The organism is Paraburkholderia sp. PGU19 (assembly GCF_013426915.1).
GTDB lineage: Bacteria > Pseudomonadota > Gammaproteobacteria > Burkholderiales > Burkholderiaceae > Paraburkholderia.
This window is the reverse complement of record NZ_AP023179.1, coordinates 1,898,286-1,919,907: the sequence shown is the minus strand read 5'-3', so window position 1 is coordinate 1,919,907 and position 21,622 is coordinate 1,898,286. Positions and strand designations below refer to the sequence as shown.

The window sequence follows — 21,622 nt, the reverse complement described above, 5'->3', positions numbered from 1 at the left end:
GAGCATTTCAAGCAAAAAAATGCCCGAAAAAAATTCGGCGCACATTTTTTCTGCTTTCTTTTCGTGCGTTTCAACCGACGAATAATTTTGAATTATTTGCGATTTTCGTCCTGCATTCTTTGCACTTACCGTTAAGCGCTGATTGGATCAATGGGCATTAACGCCACTGAGCGTATTGCGCCGCCATTCGAATTTCCGCCTTGCATCTGGCGAACACGCATCGTTATCGCGTGCCTTCGTTTCGCCTCGACTGGAGAACTCACGTTGTCCCGACTCACGCTTGCTCGCGCGATGTGCGCGTTTGCCCTTCTCGCGACACTGCATGCGTTCGCCGAACCTGCGCTGAACGTGCAGACGTCATGGATCGGCAATACCTTCGGCTACGGCGACGGCGCGTGGACGCAGATCAACATCACGGCACTCGCCGTCTCGCCCGACGGCAAGGTCTATACGAACGCGCCGTGGGACGAGAGCGGCGCGGAAGCGAGCGTCTATCAGAACGGCAAGATGCTCGGCTTCGCGGGCGGCACGCACGGCTGGGGTAACAGCGGCGGCAACGCGATCGCCATCAACAAACGCTATGCGTATGTGGCTGTCGGCGTCGGCAACGAGAAGGGACATCTCGTGGGGCAGGGCGTGTGGCCGGACAAGGGCCGCCAGTGGTACGGCATCTCGCGGCGCGAGATCGGCGATACCAAGCGCGTCGCCACGTTCCAGGCCGCCGTGAGCAGCATCGATCCGCATGCGAAGGCGGCCGCCGCATTCGCGATGGTCAACGACGTGCCCACGGGCACGCGCGGCGATATCAACGGGCTCGCTGCGAGCGATACGACGCTCTACGCGTCGAATACATCGCAGAACCGCATCGAGGTGTACGACGCCGAATCGATGCAGCGCAAGGCGCAATGGAGCGTGCCGGCACCGGGCCGCATCACGCGCGCGGGCGACGACACGCTGTGGGTGCTGACGGACACGCTCGGCGACAAGCCGAAAGTCGCGCACCTGGATGCAAACGGGCAGCGTCTGAAAGACGAACTGCCGCTGCCCGCCGACACGGTCGCCGTCGATATCGCCGTCGATCCTCAGGGCCGCGTGCTGATCGCCGATAACGGCCCGCGCCAGCAGGTGCTGTTCTTCGGCAAGCGCGACGGCGGCTATGCGCTGACCTCGACGCTCGGCGAGCGCGGCGGCATCTTCTCGGGCGTCGCGGGCAAGCCAGGACCGCAGCGTTTCAACGGACTCACGGGCGTAGGCGTGGATGCGCGCGGCAACGTCTACGTCTCGACCAATGGCATCGGTCCGCGCTTTGAGCCGACGGGAGCGGGCCTCGGCGCGACGCTCGAAAGCTATGCGCCCGACGGCAGGCGCGTGTGGCAGGTGGAAGGGCTGCTGTTCGTCGATGGCGCGTGGATGGACCCGTCGCGGCCCGACAGCGTCTATTCGGGCAACAAGCGCTTCACGCTCGATCTGTCGAAGCCGGCGGGCCAGCAATGGACCTACGCGGGCTTCCTGACGAACCGCTTCAAATATCCCGACGATCCCGTCTTCAACACCGACCAGTGGCCGGGCCTGCCCATCGCCCGCAAGCTGAAAGGCCGCACCTTCCTGTTCCTCACGGACATGTATGCGGACCATCTGAAGATCTATCGCTTCGACGGCGGCCGCGACGGCGAGACGGCGACGCCTTCGGGCTTCATCGCGGGCCGCGAGCGCGCCGTGCTGAAGGTGCCGAACGCACCGAAGGGCGGCGACTGGATCTGGCGCGACAGCAATGGCAACGGCCGCTTCGACGCCGACGAGTTCACGCCGAACACGACGGGCACGCACCTCGCGGGCGGCTGGGGCTGGTGGGTCGACACCAACGGCGACATCTGGCGCGCGCGCGATTCGAAGGGCATCAACCGCTTCCGGTTCGGCGGTCTCGATGCGAAGGGCAACCCCGTCTACTCGTACGCGGACATGACTTCATACCCCGTGCCGCAACCGTTCAGCGAAATCAAACGGGCGATCTACGACCCGCAGACCGATTCGATGTATGTGACGGGCTACACGGCCGAAGCGCCTTTCGACCGTGGCTTCTGGAAGGAAGTGGGCCGCGTGATGGTGCGCTACGACAAGTGGTCGAGCGGCAACCCCGTCGCGCGCTACACGCTGCCGCTGCCGTGGGACACGAAAGCAAAGCCCGTCTCGACGCTGATCGGCCTCACCGTCGAAGGCAGATACGTGTTCGCCGTCGAGCCCGTTGGCACCGTGCACGTCTACGACAAGGACACGGGCACGCCCGTCGGCACGATGCAACCGGGGCCCGAGGTGGGCCACGCATCGGGCTGGGTCGACGTGCCCAACGGCATCAGCGCATATCGCCGCGACGATGGCGAGTACCTCGTGTTCGTCGAGGAAGACGCGCGCGGCAAGGTGCTGATGTACCGCTGGAAACCGGCATCGAAAACATAAGCACGACGCCTCTCCACCCACACGCTACCCAAACCTATGACTGACCAGAAAGGCATCCGATGGATAAAGGCATCCTCAGAAACGTAGTGATCAACCTGATCGGGCTGGTGTTGCCGACGTTTGTATCGCTCGTCACGGTGCCGTCGTACATCAAGCTGCTGGGCGTCGAACGCTACGGCGTGATCAGCCTCGTCTGGACGCTGATCGGCTACTTCAGCATTCTCGACCTCGGCATGAGCATGGCCGCGCAGAACCACATCTCGAAGGCGCGTGCATCGAACGATGAGCAGGCGTGCGAGCAGGTGTTCTGGAGCGCGACGTGGCTGAACCTGGCGACGGGCATCGTCGGCGGGCTCGTCATCTACTTCGGTGCGGCGCTCTATACCGCTTACTTCTCCAAGGTGTCGCCTGAACTGCAGCACGAGGTCTATATGGCGCTGCCGTGGCTCGCGGTGGCGATTCCGCTCGCTAATGTTTCGTGGGTGTTCGCGGGCGCGATCAACGGCGCGGAACGCTTCGGCATCTACAACACGAACCAGACGCTCGGCACCTTCCTGTTCCAGTTGCTGCCGCTCGCCGCCGCCTGGATGATGGGGCCGACGCTGCAGAACGTGCTCGCGGCGGCTGTGGTCGCGCGTTTGCTCGCCGCGATCCTGCTCGGACGCTCCGCGCTCAACGTGCTCGGCATCCGCCATATCCGCGCGCCGCAGTTCAAGGTGGCGAAGGGACTTTTCAACTTCGGCGGCTGGATGCTGATTGCGAGCATCTCGGGGATGGTCGCCGAATCGCTCGACCGCGTGATGCTCGGCACGAGCCTCGGCGCGCGTTTCGTCACGTATTACACGGTGCCGCAGAACCTCGTCACGCGCCTGAACATCGTGCCGACGGCGCTGCAGCGCACGCTGTTTCCGCGTCTCTCGGCAGTGGGCCGCGACGATGCCGACGTCATCATGCGGCAGTCGCTCGAATTCCTGAACGGCGTGTTCACGCCCATTGCGCTCGTTGCGATCATCGTGCTCGAACCGTTCCTGCATGCGTGGGTGGGCAACGAAGTCGCCGATGCGGGCGGTCCCGTGGGCCGCATCCTGATCATCTCCGTGTGGCTCGTCGGTCAGGCAAACCTCGCGCGCATTCTCATTCAATCGCAGGTGCATCCTGCGACAGCCGCGCGCCTCGGTCTGTTCGAACTGCCTTTCTTCGCGGGCGCACTGTGGTTCGGCATTGCGCATTTCGGCCTGACGGGCGCGGCGGTCGTCGTGGCCGCGCGCGGACTGTTCGACTACGTCGCGCTGCTGAAACTGTCAGCCATTCACGCACGTCCGATCGTGCTCGACATGCTCGCGCATCTCGCTTTTCTGGTGGGCACGTTGTGGCTCGCCACCTTGCTCTCCAGCCTGCCGATGGCCATTGCCGCGGGCGCGCTCATCGTGAGCGCGAACGTCGCGTGGTCGCTCACGATGACCCCTGCATTGCGCGATCTTGCGCGTTCGCTGCTTGTGCGTCTGAAGTTGCGACTCAATCCGAGGAATAGCGCATGAACCACGATATCGTTGAAGAAGACCTGCTGCGTCCCACGCCCGTGACGCGCGATGCGGGCCGCGATCTCATCACGACCACGCCCGTTGGCAGGCCGCCCGCAAAACGGCGCGGCGCGCGCAGCGTCGGGCCCGTGCGGGTTGCCATCATTCACGACTGGCTCGTCACCTATGCGGGCGCCGAGCGTGTGCTCGAACAGATCGTCGCGTGTTTTCCGGAGGCGGACATCTTCAGCCTCGTCGACTTCCTCGACGACCGCACGTTCCTGCGCGGCAAGTCCGTGACAACCTCCTTCATCCAGAAGCTGCCGAAGGCGCGCACGAAGTACCGCAGCTATCTGCCGCTGATGCCGCTCGCGATCGAACAGCTCGACGTGTCCGCGTACGACGTCGTGATCTCGAGCAGTCATGCCGTCGCGAAGGGCGTGCTGACAGGTCCGGACCAGGTGCACATCAGCTACGTGCATTCGCCTATCCGCTACGCGTGGGATCTGCAGCATCAGTATCTGCAGCAGTCGAAGCTGACGAGCGGGCCGAAGTCCGCGCTGGCGCGGATGATCCTGCATTACATGCGCAACTGGGATATCCGCACGTCGAATTCCGTCGATGCGTTCGTCGCGAACTCCGAGTTCATCTCGCGACGCATCCACAAGGTTTATCAGCGCGATTCCGAAGTGATCTTCCCGCCCGTCGACGTCGAGTCGTTCTCGCTGTGCGAAGAGAAAGACGACTTCTATCTGACGGCCTCGCGCATGGTGCCGTACAAGAAGATCGACCTGATCGTCGAGGCATTCGCGCGGATGCCGGAGCGCAAACTGGTCGTGATCGGCGACGGTCCCGACATGCAGAAGGTGCGCGCGAAGGCGACGCCGAACGTGCAGATCATGGGCTATCAGCCGTTCAACGTGTTGCGCGATCACATGCGGCGCGCGAAGGCGTTTGTGTTCGCAGCGGAAGAAGACTTCGGCATTTCGGTAGTGGAAGCGCAGGCGTGCGGCACGCCCGTGATTGCGTACGGCAAGGGCGGGGCGCTCGAAACCGTGCGCGACCAGTACGAGTCGCATCCGACGGGGATTTTCTTCAACGAGCAGACGGCCGATTCGATCATCGGCGCGATCGAGGATTTCGCTGACGATCCCGCGCGCTTCCGGCCCGCCGACTGCCGCGCAAATGCCGAGCGATTTTCGATCCGGCATTTCCGCGAGCGCTTCTTCGGCTTCGTGCGCGAAACGGTGCCCGCGTTGCAGGGGGCGACGCTGCCTGTGGATGAACCGCCCGCGAAGGTGAGCGAACCGAAGCCGGCATCGGGCGCCTTGCGCGTGCTTGCGATCGATCAGAGCGGCGTGATGGGTGGCGCCGAACTGTCGCTGCTGGAAGTCGTGAAGGCGCTCAAGGCGCGTGTGCAGGTGGTGCTGTTCGACGACGGACCGTTTCGCATGGCGCTGCATCGCGAAGGCGTGGCCGTCGATGTACTCGATCCCGGCGCGACGCGCGATATCCGCAAGCAGGGCGGCACGCCGCCCATCGCGAAGGCGGTGAAGGGCGTGGCGTCACTGGTGCGCGCGACGGTCGCGCGAGCCCGGCAGAGCGACGTGATCTATGCGAACACGCAGCGGGCGATGGTGATTGGCGCGATTGCGGGACGCTTTGCGCGGCGCCCTGTGGTCTGGCATCTGCGCGATATCGTTAGCCCCGAGCATTTCGGCAGCAAACAGCTTGCGATCATCAAATGGTGCGCGAAACTGGGTCTGGCGCATGTGATCGCCAATTCGGCGGCTTCGGCGCGTGCGTTTGCCGAGCTGACCAGTTTTGGCGACAAGCGCATCGATGTGGTGTTCAACGGCATTTCCGCTGCACCGTTCAGTGCGTTGCGGGATACGCCGCAAAGCGTGCTGCGTGCGCGGCTGAAGCTGCCGCAGGATGCGTTTCTTGTCGGCTCGTTCAGTCGTCTTGCGCAGTGGAAGGGGCAGCATGTGTTGCTCGAGGCGATGGTGCTCAATCCGCAGATGCATGCGGTTCTGGTGGGCGCGCCGCTGTTTGGCGAAGATGCTTACGAGGCGCGGTTACGTGAGTTTGTTGCATCGAATGGGCTTGAAGGACGGGTGCATTTTCTTGGGTTTCAGGATGATGTGGCTGCGTGCATGTGTGCCGTCGATGTGGTTGCGCATACGTCGATTACGCCGGAGCCGTTTGGCCGTGTGATCGTTGAAGGGATGCTGGCGCGGCGGCCGGTCGTGGCGGCACGTGCCGGTGGTGTGGTTGAGATCATCGACGATGGTGTGAATGGGGTGATGTGTACCCCGGGCGATGCGCATGCGCTGGCCGATACGCTTGCTGAGTTGAGGTCGGATCAGGCGCTGCGCGACCGGCTTGTTGCGCGTGGGTATCAGACCGCGGTGCGGAAGTTTGGGACCCAGGCGTATGTCGAAGGCGTGGAGAGGATTCTTGCCAGCGTGGCAAAGGGCGGTGTGTAGGTTTTTTTTGTCTTGCGACGTTTGGGTGGTTTGCTTGTGTTTGTTCTGGCATCCGGAGGGTGGGGTTTGCTGTGCAAGCGGTTTGGTTTGCTCGGGCTTTCGCTGGCATCCGCGATGCGTTATCTAGCTTCACGCGTTGCCCCTGTGCGGGGCGGCACCTACTTTTCTTTGCCGCCGCAAAGAAAAGTAGGCAAAAGAAAGCGGCTAACACCACCAGTTCTAGTGTTTGCCTGAGGGCCCCCAGCCGGTCTTACGCTTCACACGACAATCACGTGACCCATGTACGTTGCCAGCGCTCTTGCGGTGCGCGTCACCCGCTTCACGCTTCCTCAATCAAGCATGCCGCGCCAGATAGTCCACCGCCGCCCAGGTGGCAAACGGTGTGTCGGCCACTGGTGCTCCACACGCCTCACTCCAGACTGATAGCGCAAGCGTTCGACCCTGTAAGAGCGCCGACCTATGCGATGCGACAACCTACACACAGTTTGCCACCTGGGCGGCACATGCCATTCGCTGCCGCCAGCCGTGGTGCGGGTGTTTGAAGTGGGTGAGGCGCTCATTCGAAGCGTTGGCAACGAAGGCGAACAGATACGTTGCCGTGTGAAGCGTAGGACCCTTTGGGGGCCCTCAGGCAGGAAGAAGAATTGGCGGTGTTAGCCGCTTTCTTTTGCCTACTTTTCTTTGCGGCGGCAAAGAAAAGTAGGTGCCGCCCCGCACAGGGGCGACGCGTGAAGCACGCTAACAAACCGCGGATGCCAGCACAAACACAAGCAAACCAAACCGCTTGCACAGCAACCACCACAATCACAAAAATCAACGCGAACCGCGAGCAGACTTCAAACTACTGGACCACTTCATCGCAGGCAACTCCACACAACGATAAAAAACCCACGCAACAGCCAGCGCCACAAGCATAAAACCAAAAGTCGGCAAGATCGACATCTGCAACGCCGAGCGATAGAGCACGGAAGACAGCAGCACAAAAATAGGCAAATGAATCGAATAGAGCGAGAAGCTGAAATCGCCAAATCGAGAAAGCACCCGAATCACAGCCGTATCGTTCTGCCGCCGGCTCTTGAGCGCTTCATTCAGATAGCACGCAAACCCAACAGCCCAAAACTGAAACGCCAGATACTGCCCAAAGCGAAAAGCAACACACCCAAGCATCGTCAGCAAGACAGCCAACCCATACATCAGCCACGGCATGTGCTTACGCGAAGAAGCATCGCCGCGCTTCAGCTGCAATTCAGCGATCCATGCCCCGAGCATCCAGGAGAACCAGAACGACGTAAAGAACTGCAGATCATGACGCTCGAACACAAAAACCGAACCGATATTAACGAGCGCCACGATCCCAAGCACAGGCAAGATCCCAAGCCGGCGCCGCAGCGCAAAAACCAGCGGATAAACCGCATAAAACTGCACTTCGAGCGACAGCGTCCACAGCGCGCCGTTCGAGCCATACGTCTTGCCGGCCACGCCTTGCAGCGAAAACAGATTGACAAAAAATGCTTGCGGCCCGATATCGAGAATCTTGTGATTGACGGGCGGAAAGTGCAGGCTGGCCCAGTCAAGCGCAAGCGTGAGCAGCAGCGCGGCAAACAGCACAGGGTAAATGCGCGCAAACCGCCGCGCCCAGAAATTCATCGCATTGAGCCGATACGCCGAATTGTTCGCGAGACGCTGCGCAGCGCCACGATGAATGCAATACCCGCTAATAACGAAAAAAATCGGCACCCCTGCCGAGCCCCACGCAATGGGCAGCGTCAGGTACGCAACAATCGTATTCAGATCGAATGATTTGCCCGCCACATGGTGAAAGCTCTGCATGCCCACCCATTCGACCTGGCGGCAATGAAAATAAGCCACCAGCAACGCGGCAAAACCACGCATCGCGTCGATGACATGTTCCTTCCCGGCGACCTTCGCCTCGCTGCGCGCCGCCGGCGCAAAGGACAGGGACGAGCCGGTGGCGTCCAGTGCTGTGTCGCTCATGCGCGGTCCTTGATCGTTGATGAATGAATTGGCGCACCGCCCTTACGACGCAGCACGCCCGCTTGCGTATCGTAGGTGAAAGGGCGTGCAAAAAATCGATAAGAAATGATTCGAATTATTCAGGCTGTCATATTGTCAATGGCCTGTCGAAACCGACGGAAATTCAAATAGACACCTGAATTATTTGACGTTTTTTTCGTGTTACGTTCATGCGGGGAAAACTTCTGACAGGGGTGGGGTCATGAACCTGCATTTGATCGCCGGCATCGCCGTGTTGCTACTACTCGTTGCCGTGTCCGCGTACCGTGAAGCATTGCGCAACGAGCCGATCAGTCGTATCCGGATGAACCCGGAAAAGATGCCGCAGTTCGAAGAACACGAATAAGCGCATGTGGGCGACGCTCGCCCTCGGCGTGATTGGCAAGATTTACGCGCCGCATGCATGGCGATTCAGATTGTTCACGTCATTCTTTCCGCATGAAGTTCAAATATCGGAACGACGCATTGGAAATGAACAATTTGAATTAATTTCAACAGGGCGCTATCAGTCCTTTCAAATAATTTTGCGCTAGTCTTTTCCAGCACGACAATGCGCGCCTCTCACGGCGATTGCATACATTCAATCAACCGAGTGGAAATGCATACCATGCTGAAAGTCACAAAAGCCGTCTTTCCTGTAGCGGGCCTCGGCACACGTTTTCTGCCCGCCACGAAGGCGAGCCCGAAGGAGATGCTGCCCATCGTCGATAAACCGCTGATCCAGTACGCGGTCGAAGAAGCGATCGCGGCAGGCATCACCGAAATGATCTTCGTCACAGGCCGCAGCAAGCGCGCGATCGAAGATCACTTCGACAAGTCTTATGAAATCGAGGCGGAACTCGAAGCGCGCGGCAAGGAGCAACTGCTCGATCTCGTGCGCAGCATCAAGCCGGCGAACGTCGATTGCTTCTACGTGCGTCAGGCAGAAGCGCTCGGCCTCGGCCATGCCGTGCTGTGCGCCGAAAAGCTGGTCGGCGAGAGCCCGTTCGCCGTGATCCTCGCCGACGACCTGCTGCACAGCGAACAGCCTGTGATGAAGCAACTGGTCGACGTGTTCAACCACTATCACAGCTCCGTGGTCGGTGTCGAAACCATCGCGCGCGAAGCGAGCCGCTCGTATGGCGTGGTCGATGGCAAGGAGTGGGAAGAGGACGTCATCAAGCTGTCGGGCATCGTCGAGAAGCCGGCACCCGACAAGGCGCCGTCGAATCTCGGCGTGGTCGGCCGCTATGTGCTGATGCCGACCATCTTCAAGCACATTCGCGCGTTGAAGCCGGGCGCGGGCGGCGAACTGCAACTCACGGACGCGCTGCAATCGCTGCTGACGGAAGAGCAGGTGCTCGCGTATCGCTACTTCGGCACGCGCTTCGATTGCGGCAGCAAGCTCGGCTATCTGAAGGCGACCGTCGAATTCGCGCTGCGTCACCCGGAAGTGCGCAACGAGTTCGAGGACTACCTGCAAAGCTATCTGCCGTTGCATCTGACGGCTGCCGCCGCCTGAAAGCAACGCCTGCGGCAACGACGGCGCGTCTACCGGCCGTCGCGCTGCAGGTCAGTCGGTGCAAGCGCGCGCGTCATCCGGACGACGCGGGCCCGCTGGCCGACGATGCGCGTGCGAGTATTGCGCGCACATCGTCGTCGGTGGTTTCGCTGAAGTCCGAATAAAACTGGCTGACGCTGAAGAAGAGTTCCGGTGCGCTCACGCAGACATATTCGTCGACGTCATCGCCAATGCGCCCGGCCGCGTCGTACGGCGCGACGGGCAACGCGGCAACGATCTTCGCCGGCGCGCGTGCGCGCAAGGCACGCGCGGCTACCTTCATTGAAGCGCCCGTCGCGAGCCCATCGTCGACGATGATCGCGACGCGGCCCGTCACCTCGACGCTCGCGCGCCGCGGGTCGCAAAACAGTGCCTCGCGCCGCGCGAGTTGCGCTTTCTCATCCGCGAGCACGCGTTCGAATTCGGGCTGCGATACGCCCGTTTCGCGCATCAGTTCTTCGTCCACATACAGCGCATCGCCCGATGCGATCGCGCCCATTGCCAGCTCGCATTGCCAAGGCACGCCGAGCTTGCGGACCACGAGCACGTCGAGCGGCGCGCCCAGCGCACGCGCGACTTCATACGCAACGGGCACGCCGCCGCGCGGCAACCCGAGCACGACGACATCGTCGCGTTGCGCGTAATGCTTCAGTTGATCGGCGAGCGCACGGCCCGCGTCGGCGCGATCCGCAAATCGACGGTGCATGATTCGCTCCCACGTCCGCTACCTCTACGTCATTCACTATAGGACGTTGAGCATCGACAGTGCCGATTCCTGCAGCGCGCGCAACACGCGGTTGAGCGCGGCTTCCGACGTTTCCTTGCCCATCGGCATGTTCGTGCTGAGCGCCGCGACGACTTCGCCATGACGGTTCTTCATCGGCACGGCGACGCCGCGCACGCCGATATCCAGCTGCTGCTCGATCACCGCGAACCCGTCGGCCTGCGCGCGGCGGACCTTTTCGAGCAGGCCCGTCTTGTTCGTGACCGTGTGCGGCGTGAAGGGCGTCAGCTCGGCGTCGTTGAGCCACGCCCGCATCGCTTCCTGATTGCGGTGATACGCGAGCAGCACGACGCCGGGGGAGGTAAGTGGGGCGGGCACGCGCGCGCCGAGCACGAAACCCGTCGTCATCACGCGCGACGTGCCGTTGCGCGCGATGAACACCAGTTCCCAATCGTCGAGCACGCTTACGTAGACGGATTCGTTGATCGTCGCGCTCAGTTGCTGAAGGTACGGCTGCACGGTCTTCGGCAGCCGCGCCGAATCGAAATACGACCAGCCGACGCGCAGCACGCGCGGTGTCAGCCCGTACAGCTTGCCGTCGCCCTGCACATAGCCGAGATGCTCGAGCGTCAGCAGATAGCGGCGCGCGGCCGTGCGGGTCATGCCCGTCAGTTGGGCGGCCTGGCTCGGCGTGAGCCGGGCGTGTTCGCTGTCGAACGACTCGAGGATCGCAAGGCCTTTTTCGAGGCCAGCGATCCAGTCGCGTTTGTCCAATGGCGGTCGGTTCATGGCAATCGTTCCCTGATTTTGCGCGGCTAACGTATCGGTATGCGCGATTATCGCTCACTTATCGCCTTACGACGCGCCGTTTGTTGATCTCGCCAGCCGCAGAGGGAACGCCGCCTCGATCGCTTCCGAATCCGGCGGAAAACACCGCCGGCAGTGTATGCGCCACACGACACCCGGCCTGGTGCTAACCCGCGAAGCGCGCGTTAATCGCACAGAAACGTGCGATTAACGCACGTTCCGGGCACCAGGAGCATTGCCCACCCCATGGCGCTTGCCTATTCTTGAGCCACCTTAGCGCTTCCGGCCGCGCCGCACCGGATGGGCACATCGGATGCGTTTCGCAGCGGCATCACAGGTTTCATCGAGAAAGGTTCTGCCATGAGTCACGCCACGAATCAGCCTTGCATCATCTCCGTCGCGATCACGGGTTCCGTGCCGCGAAAGAAAGACAACCCGGCGGTGCCGATCTCGATACCCGAGCAGGTCGAGAGCACGCATGAAGCCTATGAAGCCGGCGCAACCCTCGTGCATCTGCACGTGCGCGACGAAGAAGAGCGCTCGAGTTCCGACCGCAGTAGCTTCGCGAAGCTGCAGGAAGGCATCCGCAAGCATTGCCCGGACATCATCATCCAGTTTTCGACGGGCGGGCGCGGGCGTTCGTTCGAGCAACGCGGCGCGATGCTCGATCTGCGGCCCGATATGGCGTCGCTGGCCACGGGTTCGGTGAACTTCCCGACCACCGTCTACGAGAATCCGCCCGATTTCGTCCGCACGCTCGCTCAGACGATGCTCGATCACGACGTGAAGCCCGAAATCGAAATCTTCGATCTGGCCATGCTGTACAGCACCGTCGATCTCGTGCAACAAGGGCTGTTGAAAGAGCCCGTGCATGTGCAGTTCGTGATGGGTGTGAAGAACGCGTTGCCCGCGCGACGCGAGATTCTCGAATTCGAAGTGGCGCAACTGCAGAAGCTGCTGCCGAGTGCGACATGGACGGCAGCGGGCATTGGCCGGCATCAGCTCGAAGTGAATTACTGGACGCTCGAAATGGGCGGCCATTGCCGCACGGGTCTCGAAGACAACGTGCGCTGGGACAAGGACACGCTCGCAAAAAGCAATGCGCAACTCGTCGAGCGCGTCGCGAAGCTATGCGGCGAATACGGCCGTCCTGTCGCGACGGCGAAGCAGGCTCGCGAGCTGCTGGCACTCAAGCCCGCTGCATAAACACGATTCCGCCCGATTCCCGACCCAAGCCCTATCATGCTTCGCTCCATTGCCACCGTGTCGGTTAGCGGCACGCTCGTCGAGAAACTCGCTGCGATTCGTGCAGCGGGTTTCGACGGCGTCGAAATTTTCGAAAACGATCTGCTGTACTTCGACGGCTCGCCCGCCGACATCCGCAAGCGTTGCGCCGATCTCGGCCTGCAGATCACGCTGTTCCAGCCGTTCCGCGATTTCGAGGGCGTGTCGAAGGAGCGGCTCACCCAGAATCTGAACCGCGCGCAGCGCAAGTTCGAACTGATGCACGAACTCGGTACGGATCTCGTGCTCGTGTGCAGCAACGTCAATCCAAACGTGATCGCGGACGATGCGCTGATCGTTGATCAGCTCGGACAGCTTGCGTTGCTCGCTGAACGCGAAGGCGTGCGTGTGGGCTTCGAAGCGTTGGCGTGGGGCAAGTACATAAACTCGTATCGACATGCATGGCAGCTCGTCGATGCCGTCGATCATCCGAGTCTCGGCCTGATACTCGACAGCTTCCATACGCTGTCGATCGATGACCCGATCGATCCCATCGCGGAGATTCCGGGCGATCGCATCGCCTTCGTGCAGATTGCCGATGCACCGCTGCAGAAGATGGACGTGCTCGAATGGAGCCGACACTATCGATGCTTCCCCGGACAAGGCGATCTCGATGTCGCCGGCTTTGCTGACCGCGTGCTCGCGACGGGTTATCAAGGCCCGTTCTCCCTCGAAATTTTCAACGACGGTTTTCGCGCCGCACCGACGGCCGCGACGGCCGCCGATGGCTACCGCTCATTGCTGTATCTCGAAGAGCAGGCCGGGCTGAAGGGCGCCCGCTCGAAGGACGGCCAGCCGCTCTTCACGCCGCCTGCGCCGCCCGCGCATTCGGGCTTCCAGTTCATCGAGTTCGCCGTCGATTCGACCAGCGCGCCGCGTCTTGCGCAGCGCTTCGCCGAAGCGGGATTCCATGCCGCGGGCAAGCATCGTTCGAAGGACGTGACGCTGTATCAGCAGGGCGGGGCGTCGATCGTGCTGAACGCGGAGACTGATTCGTTCGCCAGTGAGTTCTTCCATCGGCATGGGCTGTCGCTATGCGCGTCTGCGTTTCAGGTCGACGATGCGGCGCGCGTGTTCGAGCGCGCGACGTCGTTCGGCTATGCACCGTTTTCGGGCCGGGTCGGTCCGAACGAACGCGTCGTGCCGGGCGTGCGCGCGCCCGATGGCAGCCTGCATTACTTCGTCGATGCGCGGCCCGACGAGCCGACGCTCTATGAAGCCGACTTCGTGCTGAACGCGCATGACAGCGAACGCACGCAAGCGGTGCAGGGCGAGTTGAAGCGCATCGATCACGTGTGTCTCGACCTGCCCGCCGACACGCTCGATACGTGGATTCTTTATTTCAAGGCCGTGTTCGGTTTCGACGCGGAGCCCGCCTGGTTGCTTCCCGATCCTTACGGACTCGTGCGCAGCCGCGCGGTGCGCAGCGCAGACGGATCGGTGCGGATCGTTCTCAACGCATCGGTGGACGGACGGACTTCGACCGCGCAATCGCTTCACACGTATCGTGGATCGGGCCTCAATCACGTCGCATTCGACACCGACAATATTTTTGCGGCCGTCGAACAGTTGCGCGCACGCGACGTTCAGCTATTGCGAATCCCGTCGAACTATTACGATGACCTTGAAGCGCGATACGATTTCGCCGACGGCGTGGTGAAGCAGATGAAAGAGGCCCACGTCCTTTACGACAGGGACGCGCAGGGCGGCGAGTTCTTCCATGTGTACACCGAGCAGATGGATGGCCGCTTCTTTCTGGAGGTCGTGCAGCGCAAGGGCGGTTACGACGGATACGGCGCAGTCAATGCGCCTGTGAGACTCGCTGCGCAGGCCCAGCGCAAGCACAGCTAGGCGCAACGGTATGCAGTGAAGGATCGCGCGGCACGATAGTGGTGGTTACCCGTAGCGATCCGCGCGGCATCCGGATTTTCCCGCATGACTTCAGCTTTTCGCACTACCCGCAGCACCGGCGGCGACGGCACGCGTTTGTCCTGCCGCCGACAAAACGATGCGACGCATCGTCATAACACTCAATGACAAAGGATCAGGAGATGAAACGACGTTACCCCGAAGTCAAAGCCGCTCTGGCTGGCGCAGCGATGCTGGCCACGCTGCCTGCGTTCGCGCAAAGCAGCGTGACGCTGTACGGCATCGTCGATAACGGCATCGGTTATCAGTCGAGCTCGACGACGCTCGGTTCGACCACGGGCGGACATTCGGCCTTCAAGATGGTCACGGGCGTATGGGCGGGCAGCCGCTTCGGCCTGAAGGGCGCAGAAGACCTCGGTGGCGGTACGAAAGCGATCTTCACACTGGAAGAAGGTTTCAGCGCGAACAACGGCGCGATGTCGACGAACAACCTGATGTTCAGCCGCCAGGCGTTCGTCGGCGTGACGAACGCCACGTACGGTTCGCTGACGGCTGGCCGCCAGTACGCGTCGTACTACCAGTTGCTGTCGCCGTATAGCCCGACGACGTGGCTGACGGGTTTCTACGGCGCGCACGCGGGCGACGTCGACGGTCTCGATACGATCTATCGCGCGAACAATACGCTGCTGTACATGTCGCCAACGCTGTACGGCTTCAAGTTCAGCGGCTCGTATTCGTTCGGCGGCGTGCCGGGCAGCGCGTATCAGGGCTCGACGTGGAGCACGGCGGTCCAGTATTCGCAAGGCCCGATCGGCATCGCGGTGGGCTTCTCGAAGATCAACAACTCGAACGTGAATGGCGGCACGTTCGGCACCGATACGACGACGTCGAACGCGGGCGCGCAGGCGGGTGTGTCGGCCGTGACCAATGGCTACCAGTCGGCACGCGCGCAGCAGCGCTTCGCCGTCGGCGGGGGCTATACGTTCAACAGCCAGTTCGACATCACGGCGACGTATTCGAACGTGCAGTACATTCCGGGCATCGGGTCGGGCTTCCACGACCTGTCGATCTGGAACTCGGGCGGCATCGTGCTGCACTGGAAGCCGACGGCTGCATGGGACTTCGCGACGGGCTACGCCTACACGCGCGCGACGAAGGCCAACGGCATCTCGAGCAACGCGTCGTATTCGCAGGTCAACCTGTCCGAGTACTACTCGCTGTCCAAGCGTACGGGTCTGTATGCGTTGCAGGCATATCAGCGCGCGAACGGCCAGACGCTCGGCACGAACGGCCGCACCATCATCAACGCGACGGCGACGATCGGCGATGGCTTTAACTCGACGCCTTCGTCATCGCGCAGCATGGTCGGTGTGGGCGTCGGCATCGTGCATCGGTTCTGACGCTGGTTGAAGTTGCAGAAGCAGGACAGGGCGCCGCGCTTGCGGCGCTTTTTTCGTTTTGTGCGTGGCGATGTGCGTTGCGCTCGCATTCGATTCGGGAGCGTCGCTTGCTGCTCGCATCGGCTGGCGGAGTCCGTTGCTTGCCGCGCCGAAATGGTGCGATGACAGGAAACGGCCATCGTCCGGGCGCAAGATTGAGGTAGGCAGCGCAACGTCGCCCGGCATGAAGGTGCTCAGCGGCTGCTACAATCCTGCGTCATTGCAATGAAGGTGAAGACATGGGCTTTGAACAACTGGCGAAGCTGAGGGACGAACTCGCCAAGCAGGCAAAGGCGCAGCGCAAGGAAAAGCAGGCTGCGGACAAGCCGGCTCCTCACACGGGCGGCAAGGATCAGAAGGCGAAGGACGCTGGTACGCGCGACGCTAATCCGCGCGACGCAAAATCCCGGGACCCGCGACGGGCACCCCGGCCTGCGGATGCGAAGACGCACGGCAAGCCGGCGCCGGCTCGCCCGGCGGCAAAGCAGCAGAATCCCGTCGATCCCGTCGTGCATACGATCGGCAAGCTGCAGAAGCGTTTTCCGTTGGCCTTTCCGAAGAATCCTGCGCCGAAGGTGGCGCTGAAAATTGGCATTCTCGACGATCTGCTCAAGCAGGCCGGCGAACTGAAACTGACCGAGCAGGAAGTCCGCGATGCCGTGAGCACCTGGTGCCGTGGCAGCCGATATTGGGCGAGCTTGACGGAAGGCGCGTCGCGTGTAGATCTGAATGGCGCGGAAACGGGCAAGGTCACCGCGTCGGAATCTGCGTTCGCGCGACGCCGTTCGGGTGGACGGAACAAGCCTGCTGCAAAGTCTGGTGAAGATGCCGGTGTGGTTGCGGCTGCGAAGCCCGCGGATGACGCGGCTGCGGCGCAGACGGACGGTGAAGGAAATACGCCGGCTGCGGATCAGGCGCAAGGTTGATCGGGCGAGTTGTTGAGGGTTGAGGCTGGAGGGAGCGGTAGTTGGTTTGCTGCTGCCTGTTTGTGATTTTACATAATCTTAATTATCAACATTCTGTCTGTAGGTCCCAAATAGAAATGTCGGGTTTCTAAACGCCGACAAGCTTGTCAGCTGCTCCTCGATCAACCACACAGCCAACCCGTTTGGCGACAGCGCACGGGCATCTCAGAACGCTGAGATCGGCCTCTATGCTGGCACCCTGTACACCCGGCGACACGTCCCGGCAAAAAGCTCCCGCAATTGCGCTTCACTCGCAGCAGGCAAAGCACCAACCACATCCGCAACCATCTGTTCGAAACTCGCAGAGAGACTTCCGACGGGCAAATTGCTCGCAAACATCGAACGCGAGAAGCCGAACATCTCGACCGCCTCGCGAATGACTCGCCGATTACTGGCACTGTCCCACACGCCACCCTTAAGGCCGGGCTCCGACACTTTCAGATGCACGTTGCCGCAATCGGCCAGCGCCGCCATCCCCCGACGCCATATTGCAAGACCGGCATCCGAGCGATCTAGCGGAAGCCCCAGATGATTGAGCACGATGATCGTGTCCGGGACGCCGCGTGCGACTTCGGCTGCCTCCTCCAGATGCCAGTAAGGCACCCGCAGATCCCACGACAGGCCGAAGCGTTCCAGCGTTGCCAGTCCGCGCAGCCAGGCCTCGTCCTGCATGGTGCCCGGCTCGCCGCGCACGCTCGCCTGCGCGTGCGTCGAGGTCACGGGTTTGGACCGCACGCCGCGCACCAGCGGATCGGCCGCGTGCGCGGCGAGTACCTCTGCGCAATCGTGCTGCGTGAAATACACGTGTGCGACCGCGACTGACGGCAAGCCCTCGCGCGCGTTGAGCCGCGCGACGAAGCCGTTCTCCGCGACCTGCTCACGGCGCGAGCGCTCCGCTTCGACATGCACCGTGCCGATCACCTGGAAGCCCGCCGTCGCCGCGCGATAATCCGCCGGCAGAAAATCACGGCAGATCGCGCGATAGTCGCCGAGAAAGAACTGCGGATTGTAGGCGTCGGTCAACCACGGATAGTGACCGTCCGACAGATCAAAGAAATGATGATGTGCGTCGAAGATCGGCAGGTCGAAACCGATGCTGTTTTGCGAGCGTGCGTTCATGGCGTTATTCAGAGAGCAAGGCACGGACGGTCGATGTCAGGCTTCATCGATTGACGAGCCGCGCGGGAATCGACAGCACCAGCAGCGCGCCCGCGAAGAGCACAGCGCACATCAGCCAGATCGACGCCTCGCTGGTGCCCGTCAACTGTTTCACCGTGCCAACGATATACGGCCCGAGAAAGCCGGACAGATTGGCCAGACAGTTGATCAGCGCGATGCCCGCCGCCGCCGCCGCGCCGCTCAGGAGCGCCGTCGGCAGGCTCCAGAACATCGGTGGAATGGCGAGTATGCCGAAGTTCGCTACGCAGAGCGCGAGTATGCCGAGCGCGGGCTCGTGCTGCCAGATCACCGTCAAGGCCAGCCCCACTGCACCAATCAGGAACAGCGTGGCCAGATGCCAGCGGCGCTCGCCATGCCGGTCCGCGCTGCGGCCGAACAGGACCATCGCGGGAATTGCACATAAGCTCGGCAGCGCGGACAGCAGGCCGATATGCAGGTCGCTGGCGACGCCCATGTTCTTGATCAGCGTGGGCATCCAGAAGCCGAGGCCGTACATCGCGAAAATGTTCGCGAAGAAGATCAGGCACATCACGGCGAGGTGACGATTGGCGAACATCTCGCGCATCGACAGATGCGGCTTATGGCGTACCTCGTTTTGCATCACGCGCAGCAGATTGGCGCGCTCGCTGGCATCGAGCCACTGCGCATCCTCGATCCTGTCGTCGAGCGTCGCAAGGATCAGCCCCGCCACGGCGATGGTCGGAAGCGCCTCGAGCAGAAACATCCACCGCCAGCCCGCGAGGCCCCAGACGCCCGGCATGGACTGCAAGATCCAGCCGGACACGGGACCGCCGATCAGCCCGGACAGCGCCAGCGCGATATAGAACACGCCCATCACGCGGCCGCGCCGATGCGCGGGAAACCAGATCGTGAGGTAATAAATGACGCCGGGTATGAAGCCCGCCTCCGCCACGCCGAGCGCGAAACGCGCGGCATAGAACTCCCACGGCGTGCTGACGAACATCATCAGGCCGGATACTACACCCCAGCTCACCATGATGCGCGCCAGCCAGCGGCGGGCCCCGACGCGGTAGAGAATCAGGTTGCTCGGGACTTCGAAGAAAAAATAGCCAACGAAAAAAATGCCCGCACCGAAACCATACATCGCGTCGCTCAGGCCGAGCGTTTGCGCCATGTGCAGCTTGGCGAAACCCACGTTGACGCGGTCGATCGACGCGGCGAGATAGCCGAGCATCAGCACCGGCAAGAAGCGCCACGCGATCTTGCGGAAGAGCCGATGCTCTTCGTCCACCGCCATCGCGCCAGTGTCCACGTCCGCACTGGATGAACTGCCTGAGAAAGATGAGGTCATGACGTCTCCTGCCGCTTCGCCGGATCGCGAGCGTTTTATGATGGTCGAGTGGTAGCGGGGATGGGCGCGCAGGGTTCACGCGCGGGTTCAAACGATGCTCAGCGGCCCCAGCGCAAGACCAGCGGGTCAAGCCTGCGCGCCACCTTCAGCAGCCCTTCGCGTACCTTGGGATGCATCGGTGCGAGCGGATGACGCACCGCGTCCGAGCGGATCACGCCGCCCTCCTTCATCAGCGTCTTGCAGGCCGCAAGCCCGCACTGGCGGTTCTCGTAGTTGATGAGGGGAAGCCATTGCTGATAGAGCGCCGCAGCCTGTTCGGTGTCGCCAGACGCATACGCATCGACGATCTTGCGGATGCCGTCCGGATAGCCGCCGCCCGTCATCGCGCCCGTCGCGCCCGCATCGAAATCCGGGATCAACGTAATCGCTTCCTCGCCGTCCCAGGGGCCGACGATCGCATCACCGCCCAGTTCGATCAGCTCGCGCAGCTTCGAGGCCGCCTGCGCGGTTTCGATCTTGAAGTACGACACGTGCTCGACTTCCTTCGCCAATCTGGCGAGAAACGGCGCGGACAGCGGCGTGCCCGCCACGGGCGCGTCCTGGATCATGATGGGGATGTCGATCGCATCCGACACGCGCTGGTAGAACGCCTCAATGTCGCGCTCGCTCACGCGAATCGTCGCGCCGTGATACGGCGGCATCACCATGACCATCGCGGCGCCCGCGAGTTGCGCCGCACGGCTGCGCCCGGCGCAGATCTGCGAACTGAAGTGCGTGGTCGTGACGATCACCGGCACACGGCCCGCGACGTGTTCGAGCACGGTGCGCTGCACGGTCTCGCGCTCGGCGTCGGAGAGCGCGAACTGCTCGGAAAAGTTCGCAAGGATGCACACGCCATGCGAGCCGGCGTCGATCATGAAATCGATGGCGCGTTTCTGGCCTTCGAGATCGAGCCGCCCGTCCTCGTCGAAAATGGTGGGTGCGACGGGGAACACGCCGCGGTAGGTCGTTGCAGTCATGCTAGAGACGTCTCCTGTGTAAGTGCCTAGATGCGATAGAGCGCGCACGCGTTGTCGTAGAAGAGCGCGAGCCGCTCCTCGCGCGTGCAACCCGCGACGATCGTCTTGAAGCCGCTGAACAGATCGTCGAGCGTCACCACTAGACTGTCGACGGGAAAGTTGCTCGCGAACAGACAACGCGCAGTGCCGAAGCAGGCGATCGCATCGCGCACGATGGGACCGTTGCGCGCCACGCTCCATGCAGCGCCCTGCTCGCCGATACCTGAAATCTTCAGCCAGACATCGGGATGGCGCGCCAGCGCATCGAGCGCGCTGCGCCACGCGGCAAGCGCTTCGTCGCTGCGGTCAGCAGGCAAACCCGTGTGATTCACGACGATCCTCGTGCGCGGAAAGTCGCGCGCGAGTTCGGCCGCTTCTTCAAAATGCCACCATGGCGCCTGCAGTTCGAACATCAGGCCACTTGCTTCAAGCAGCGCGTAGCCGCGCCGCCAGCCTTCGGAACGCATCGAGCCGGGCGCGCTGAAATCGCGGCGATGCGCGGCGCGCGGCACGGTCGCGGGCTTGTGCCGCACGCTGCGCACGAGCGGTAGATCACGGTAAGCGGCGAGCACGTCGGTCACGTCGTCGCGGTCTAGCCAGATCTGCGCAGCCATCGCGCTGGGCAGACCCGTTCGCTGATGCAGCGCCGTGGCCCAGCGCGCTTCGCCCGTGGGATCGCGCGGGTCCCACTCCCCTTCCATCATCACCGTCTTGACGATGCGGTGATTGCCCGCTCGCGCGAAATAATCGTCGGGCAGGAAGTCATGGCAGATCGCTTCGTAATCGCCGTAACGAAATGGGATGCGCGGCACGTCGCGCAGCCACGGATGATAGTTGCGCTCCAGATCCCAGAAGTGATGATGCGCATCGACGATGGGCAGGTCCGCGTCATCGCCGCTATGCAGAAAGCGCTGTCGCAAGGCCTCGATGTGCTCGTGCATCATGGCG

Annotated in this window: 16 protein-coding genes; 9 read left to right on the top strand and 7 right to left on the bottom strand. The window is 62.2% G+C overall.

The features are described from left to right. Window positions 1–291: 291 nt before the first annotated feature. The 3 genes from H1204_RS08785 to H1204_RS08775 are packed head-to-tail and all read left to right on the top strand — an operon-like array spanning window position 292 to window position 6,463. Window positions 292–2,454, top strand: coding sequence for a hypothetical protein (locus H1204_RS08785; protein WP_243468611.1), 2,163 nt, complete (start codon window positions 292–294; stop codon window positions 2,452–2,454). 59 nt (window positions 2,455–2,513) lie between these two features. Beyond that, the gene (locus H1204_RS08780) at window positions 2,514–3,992 is read left to right on the top strand and encodes an oligosaccharide flippase family protein (RefSeq protein WP_180730806.1); all 1,479 of its coding nucleotides are present in this window, start codon (window positions 2,514–2,516) and stop codon (window positions 3,990–3,992) included. Beyond that, complete coding sequence (locus H1204_RS08775; RefSeq protein WP_180730805.1) at window positions 3,989–6,463, top strand: glycosyltransferase family 4 protein; 2,475 nt, start codon at window positions 3,989–3,991, stop codon at window positions 6,461–6,463. The genes H1204_RS08780 and H1204_RS08775 overlap by 4 nt, the downstream gene beginning before the upstream one ends. Before the next feature lie 813 nt (window positions 6,464–7,276). Here H1204_RS08775 and H1204_RS08770 read toward each other — a convergent pair. Next, on the bottom strand, window positions 7,277–8,458 hold the full coding sequence (locus tag H1204_RS08770; protein WP_180730804.1) for an acyltransferase: 1,182 nt from the start codon (window positions 8,456–8,458) through the stop codon (window positions 7,277–7,279). Between the two features lie 241 nt (window positions 8,459–8,699). Between H1204_RS08770 and H1204_RS08765 the strand changes: the two genes are divergently transcribed. Both H1204_RS08765 and galU read left to right on the top strand, forming a co-directional pair. Next, window positions 8,700–8,843: a hypothetical protein gene (locus H1204_RS08765; protein ID WP_180730803.1), complete on the top strand. Its 144-nt coding sequence runs from the start codon at window positions 8,700–8,702 to the stop codon at window positions 8,841–8,843. A 261-nt stretch (window positions 8,844–9,104) separates the two neighbouring features. Then, a complete protein-coding gene (galU, locus tag H1204_RS08760; protein ID WP_180730802.1) occupies window positions 9,105–9,998 on the top strand; it encodes a UTP--glucose-1-phosphate uridylyltransferase GalU in 894 nt (297 codons plus the stop codon). A gap of 73 nt (window positions 9,999–10,071) precedes the next feature. Here galU and H1204_RS08755 read toward each other — a convergent pair whose 3' ends face one another. Together H1204_RS08755 and H1204_RS08750 are read right to left on the bottom strand one after the other, a co-directional pair. Then, complete coding sequence (locus H1204_RS08755; RefSeq protein ID WP_180730801.1) at window positions 10,072–10,743, bottom strand: phosphoribosyltransferase family protein; 672 nt, start codon at window positions 10,741–10,743, stop codon at window positions 10,072–10,074. Between the two features lie 36 nt (window positions 10,744–10,779). Next, on the bottom strand, window positions 10,780–11,550 hold the full coding sequence (locus tag H1204_RS08750; protein WP_180730800.1) for an IclR family transcriptional regulator C-terminal domain-containing protein: 771 nt from the start codon (window positions 11,548–11,550) through the stop codon (window positions 10,780–10,782). Between the two features lie 378 nt (window positions 11,551–11,928). On the opposite strand from H1204_RS08750, the gene H1204_RS08745 reads away from it, so the two are divergent. The 4 genes from H1204_RS08745 (at window position 11,929) to H1204_RS08730 (ending at window position 17,086) form a co-directional block, all read left to right on the top strand. Further along, window positions 11,929–12,774 carry a 3-keto-5-aminohexanoate cleavage protein gene (locus tag H1204_RS08745; protein ID WP_131244429.1) on the top strand — a complete coding sequence of 282 codons (846 nt, stop codon included), beginning with the start codon at window positions 11,929–11,931 and terminating at the stop codon, window positions 12,772–12,774. 36 nt (window positions 12,775–12,810) lie between these two features. Then, a complete protein-coding gene (locus H1204_RS08740) occupies window positions 12,811–14,703 on the top strand; it encodes a sugar phosphate isomerase/epimerase and 4-hydroxyphenylpyruvate domain-containing protein (protein ID WP_180730799.1) in 1,893 nt (630 codons plus the stop codon). Between the two features lie 200 nt (window positions 14,704–14,903). Continuing rightward, the gene (locus tag H1204_RS08735) at window positions 14,904–16,121 is read left to right on the top strand and encodes a porin (protein ID WP_243468593.1); all 1,218 of its coding nucleotides are present in this window, start codon (window positions 14,904–14,906) and stop codon (window positions 16,119–16,121) included. 278 nt (window positions 16,122–16,399) lie between these two features. Beyond that, a complete protein-coding gene (locus H1204_RS08730) occupies window positions 16,400–17,086 on the top strand; it encodes a ProQ/FinO family protein (RefSeq protein WP_180730797.1) in 687 nt (228 codons plus the stop codon). Window positions 17,087–17,311: 225 nt separating this feature from the next. Here the strand turns inward: H1204_RS08730 and H1204_RS08725 are convergent, their stop codons facing one another. The 4 genes from H1204_RS08725 to H1204_RS08710 all read right to left on the bottom strand — a co-directional run bounded on the left by H1204_RS08725 (window position 17,312) and on the right by H1204_RS08710 (window position 21,618). Continuing rightward, window positions 17,312–18,244, bottom strand: a complete 933-nt coding sequence (locus H1204_RS08725) for an amidohydrolase family protein (protein WP_180730796.1) — start codon at window positions 18,242–18,244, stop codon at window positions 17,312–17,314. 43 nt (window positions 18,245–18,287) lie between these two features. Continuing rightward, a complete protein-coding gene (locus tag H1204_RS08720) occupies window positions 18,288–19,562 on the bottom strand; it encodes an MFS transporter (protein WP_243468610.1) in 1,275 nt (424 codons plus the stop codon). 152 nt (window positions 19,563–19,714) lie between these two features. Next, window positions 19,715–20,635 carry a dihydrodipicolinate synthase family protein gene (locus tag H1204_RS08715; RefSeq protein ID WP_180730794.1) on the bottom strand — a complete coding sequence of 307 codons (921 nt, stop codon included), beginning with the start codon at window positions 20,633–20,635 and terminating at the stop codon, window positions 19,715–19,717. A 26-nt stretch (window positions 20,636–20,661) separates the two neighbouring features. After that, window positions 20,662–21,618, bottom strand: a complete 957-nt coding sequence (locus tag H1204_RS08710; RefSeq protein WP_180730793.1) for an amidohydrolase family protein — start codon at window positions 21,616–21,618, stop codon at window positions 20,662–20,664. Window positions 21,619–21,622: the final 4 nt, after the last annotated feature.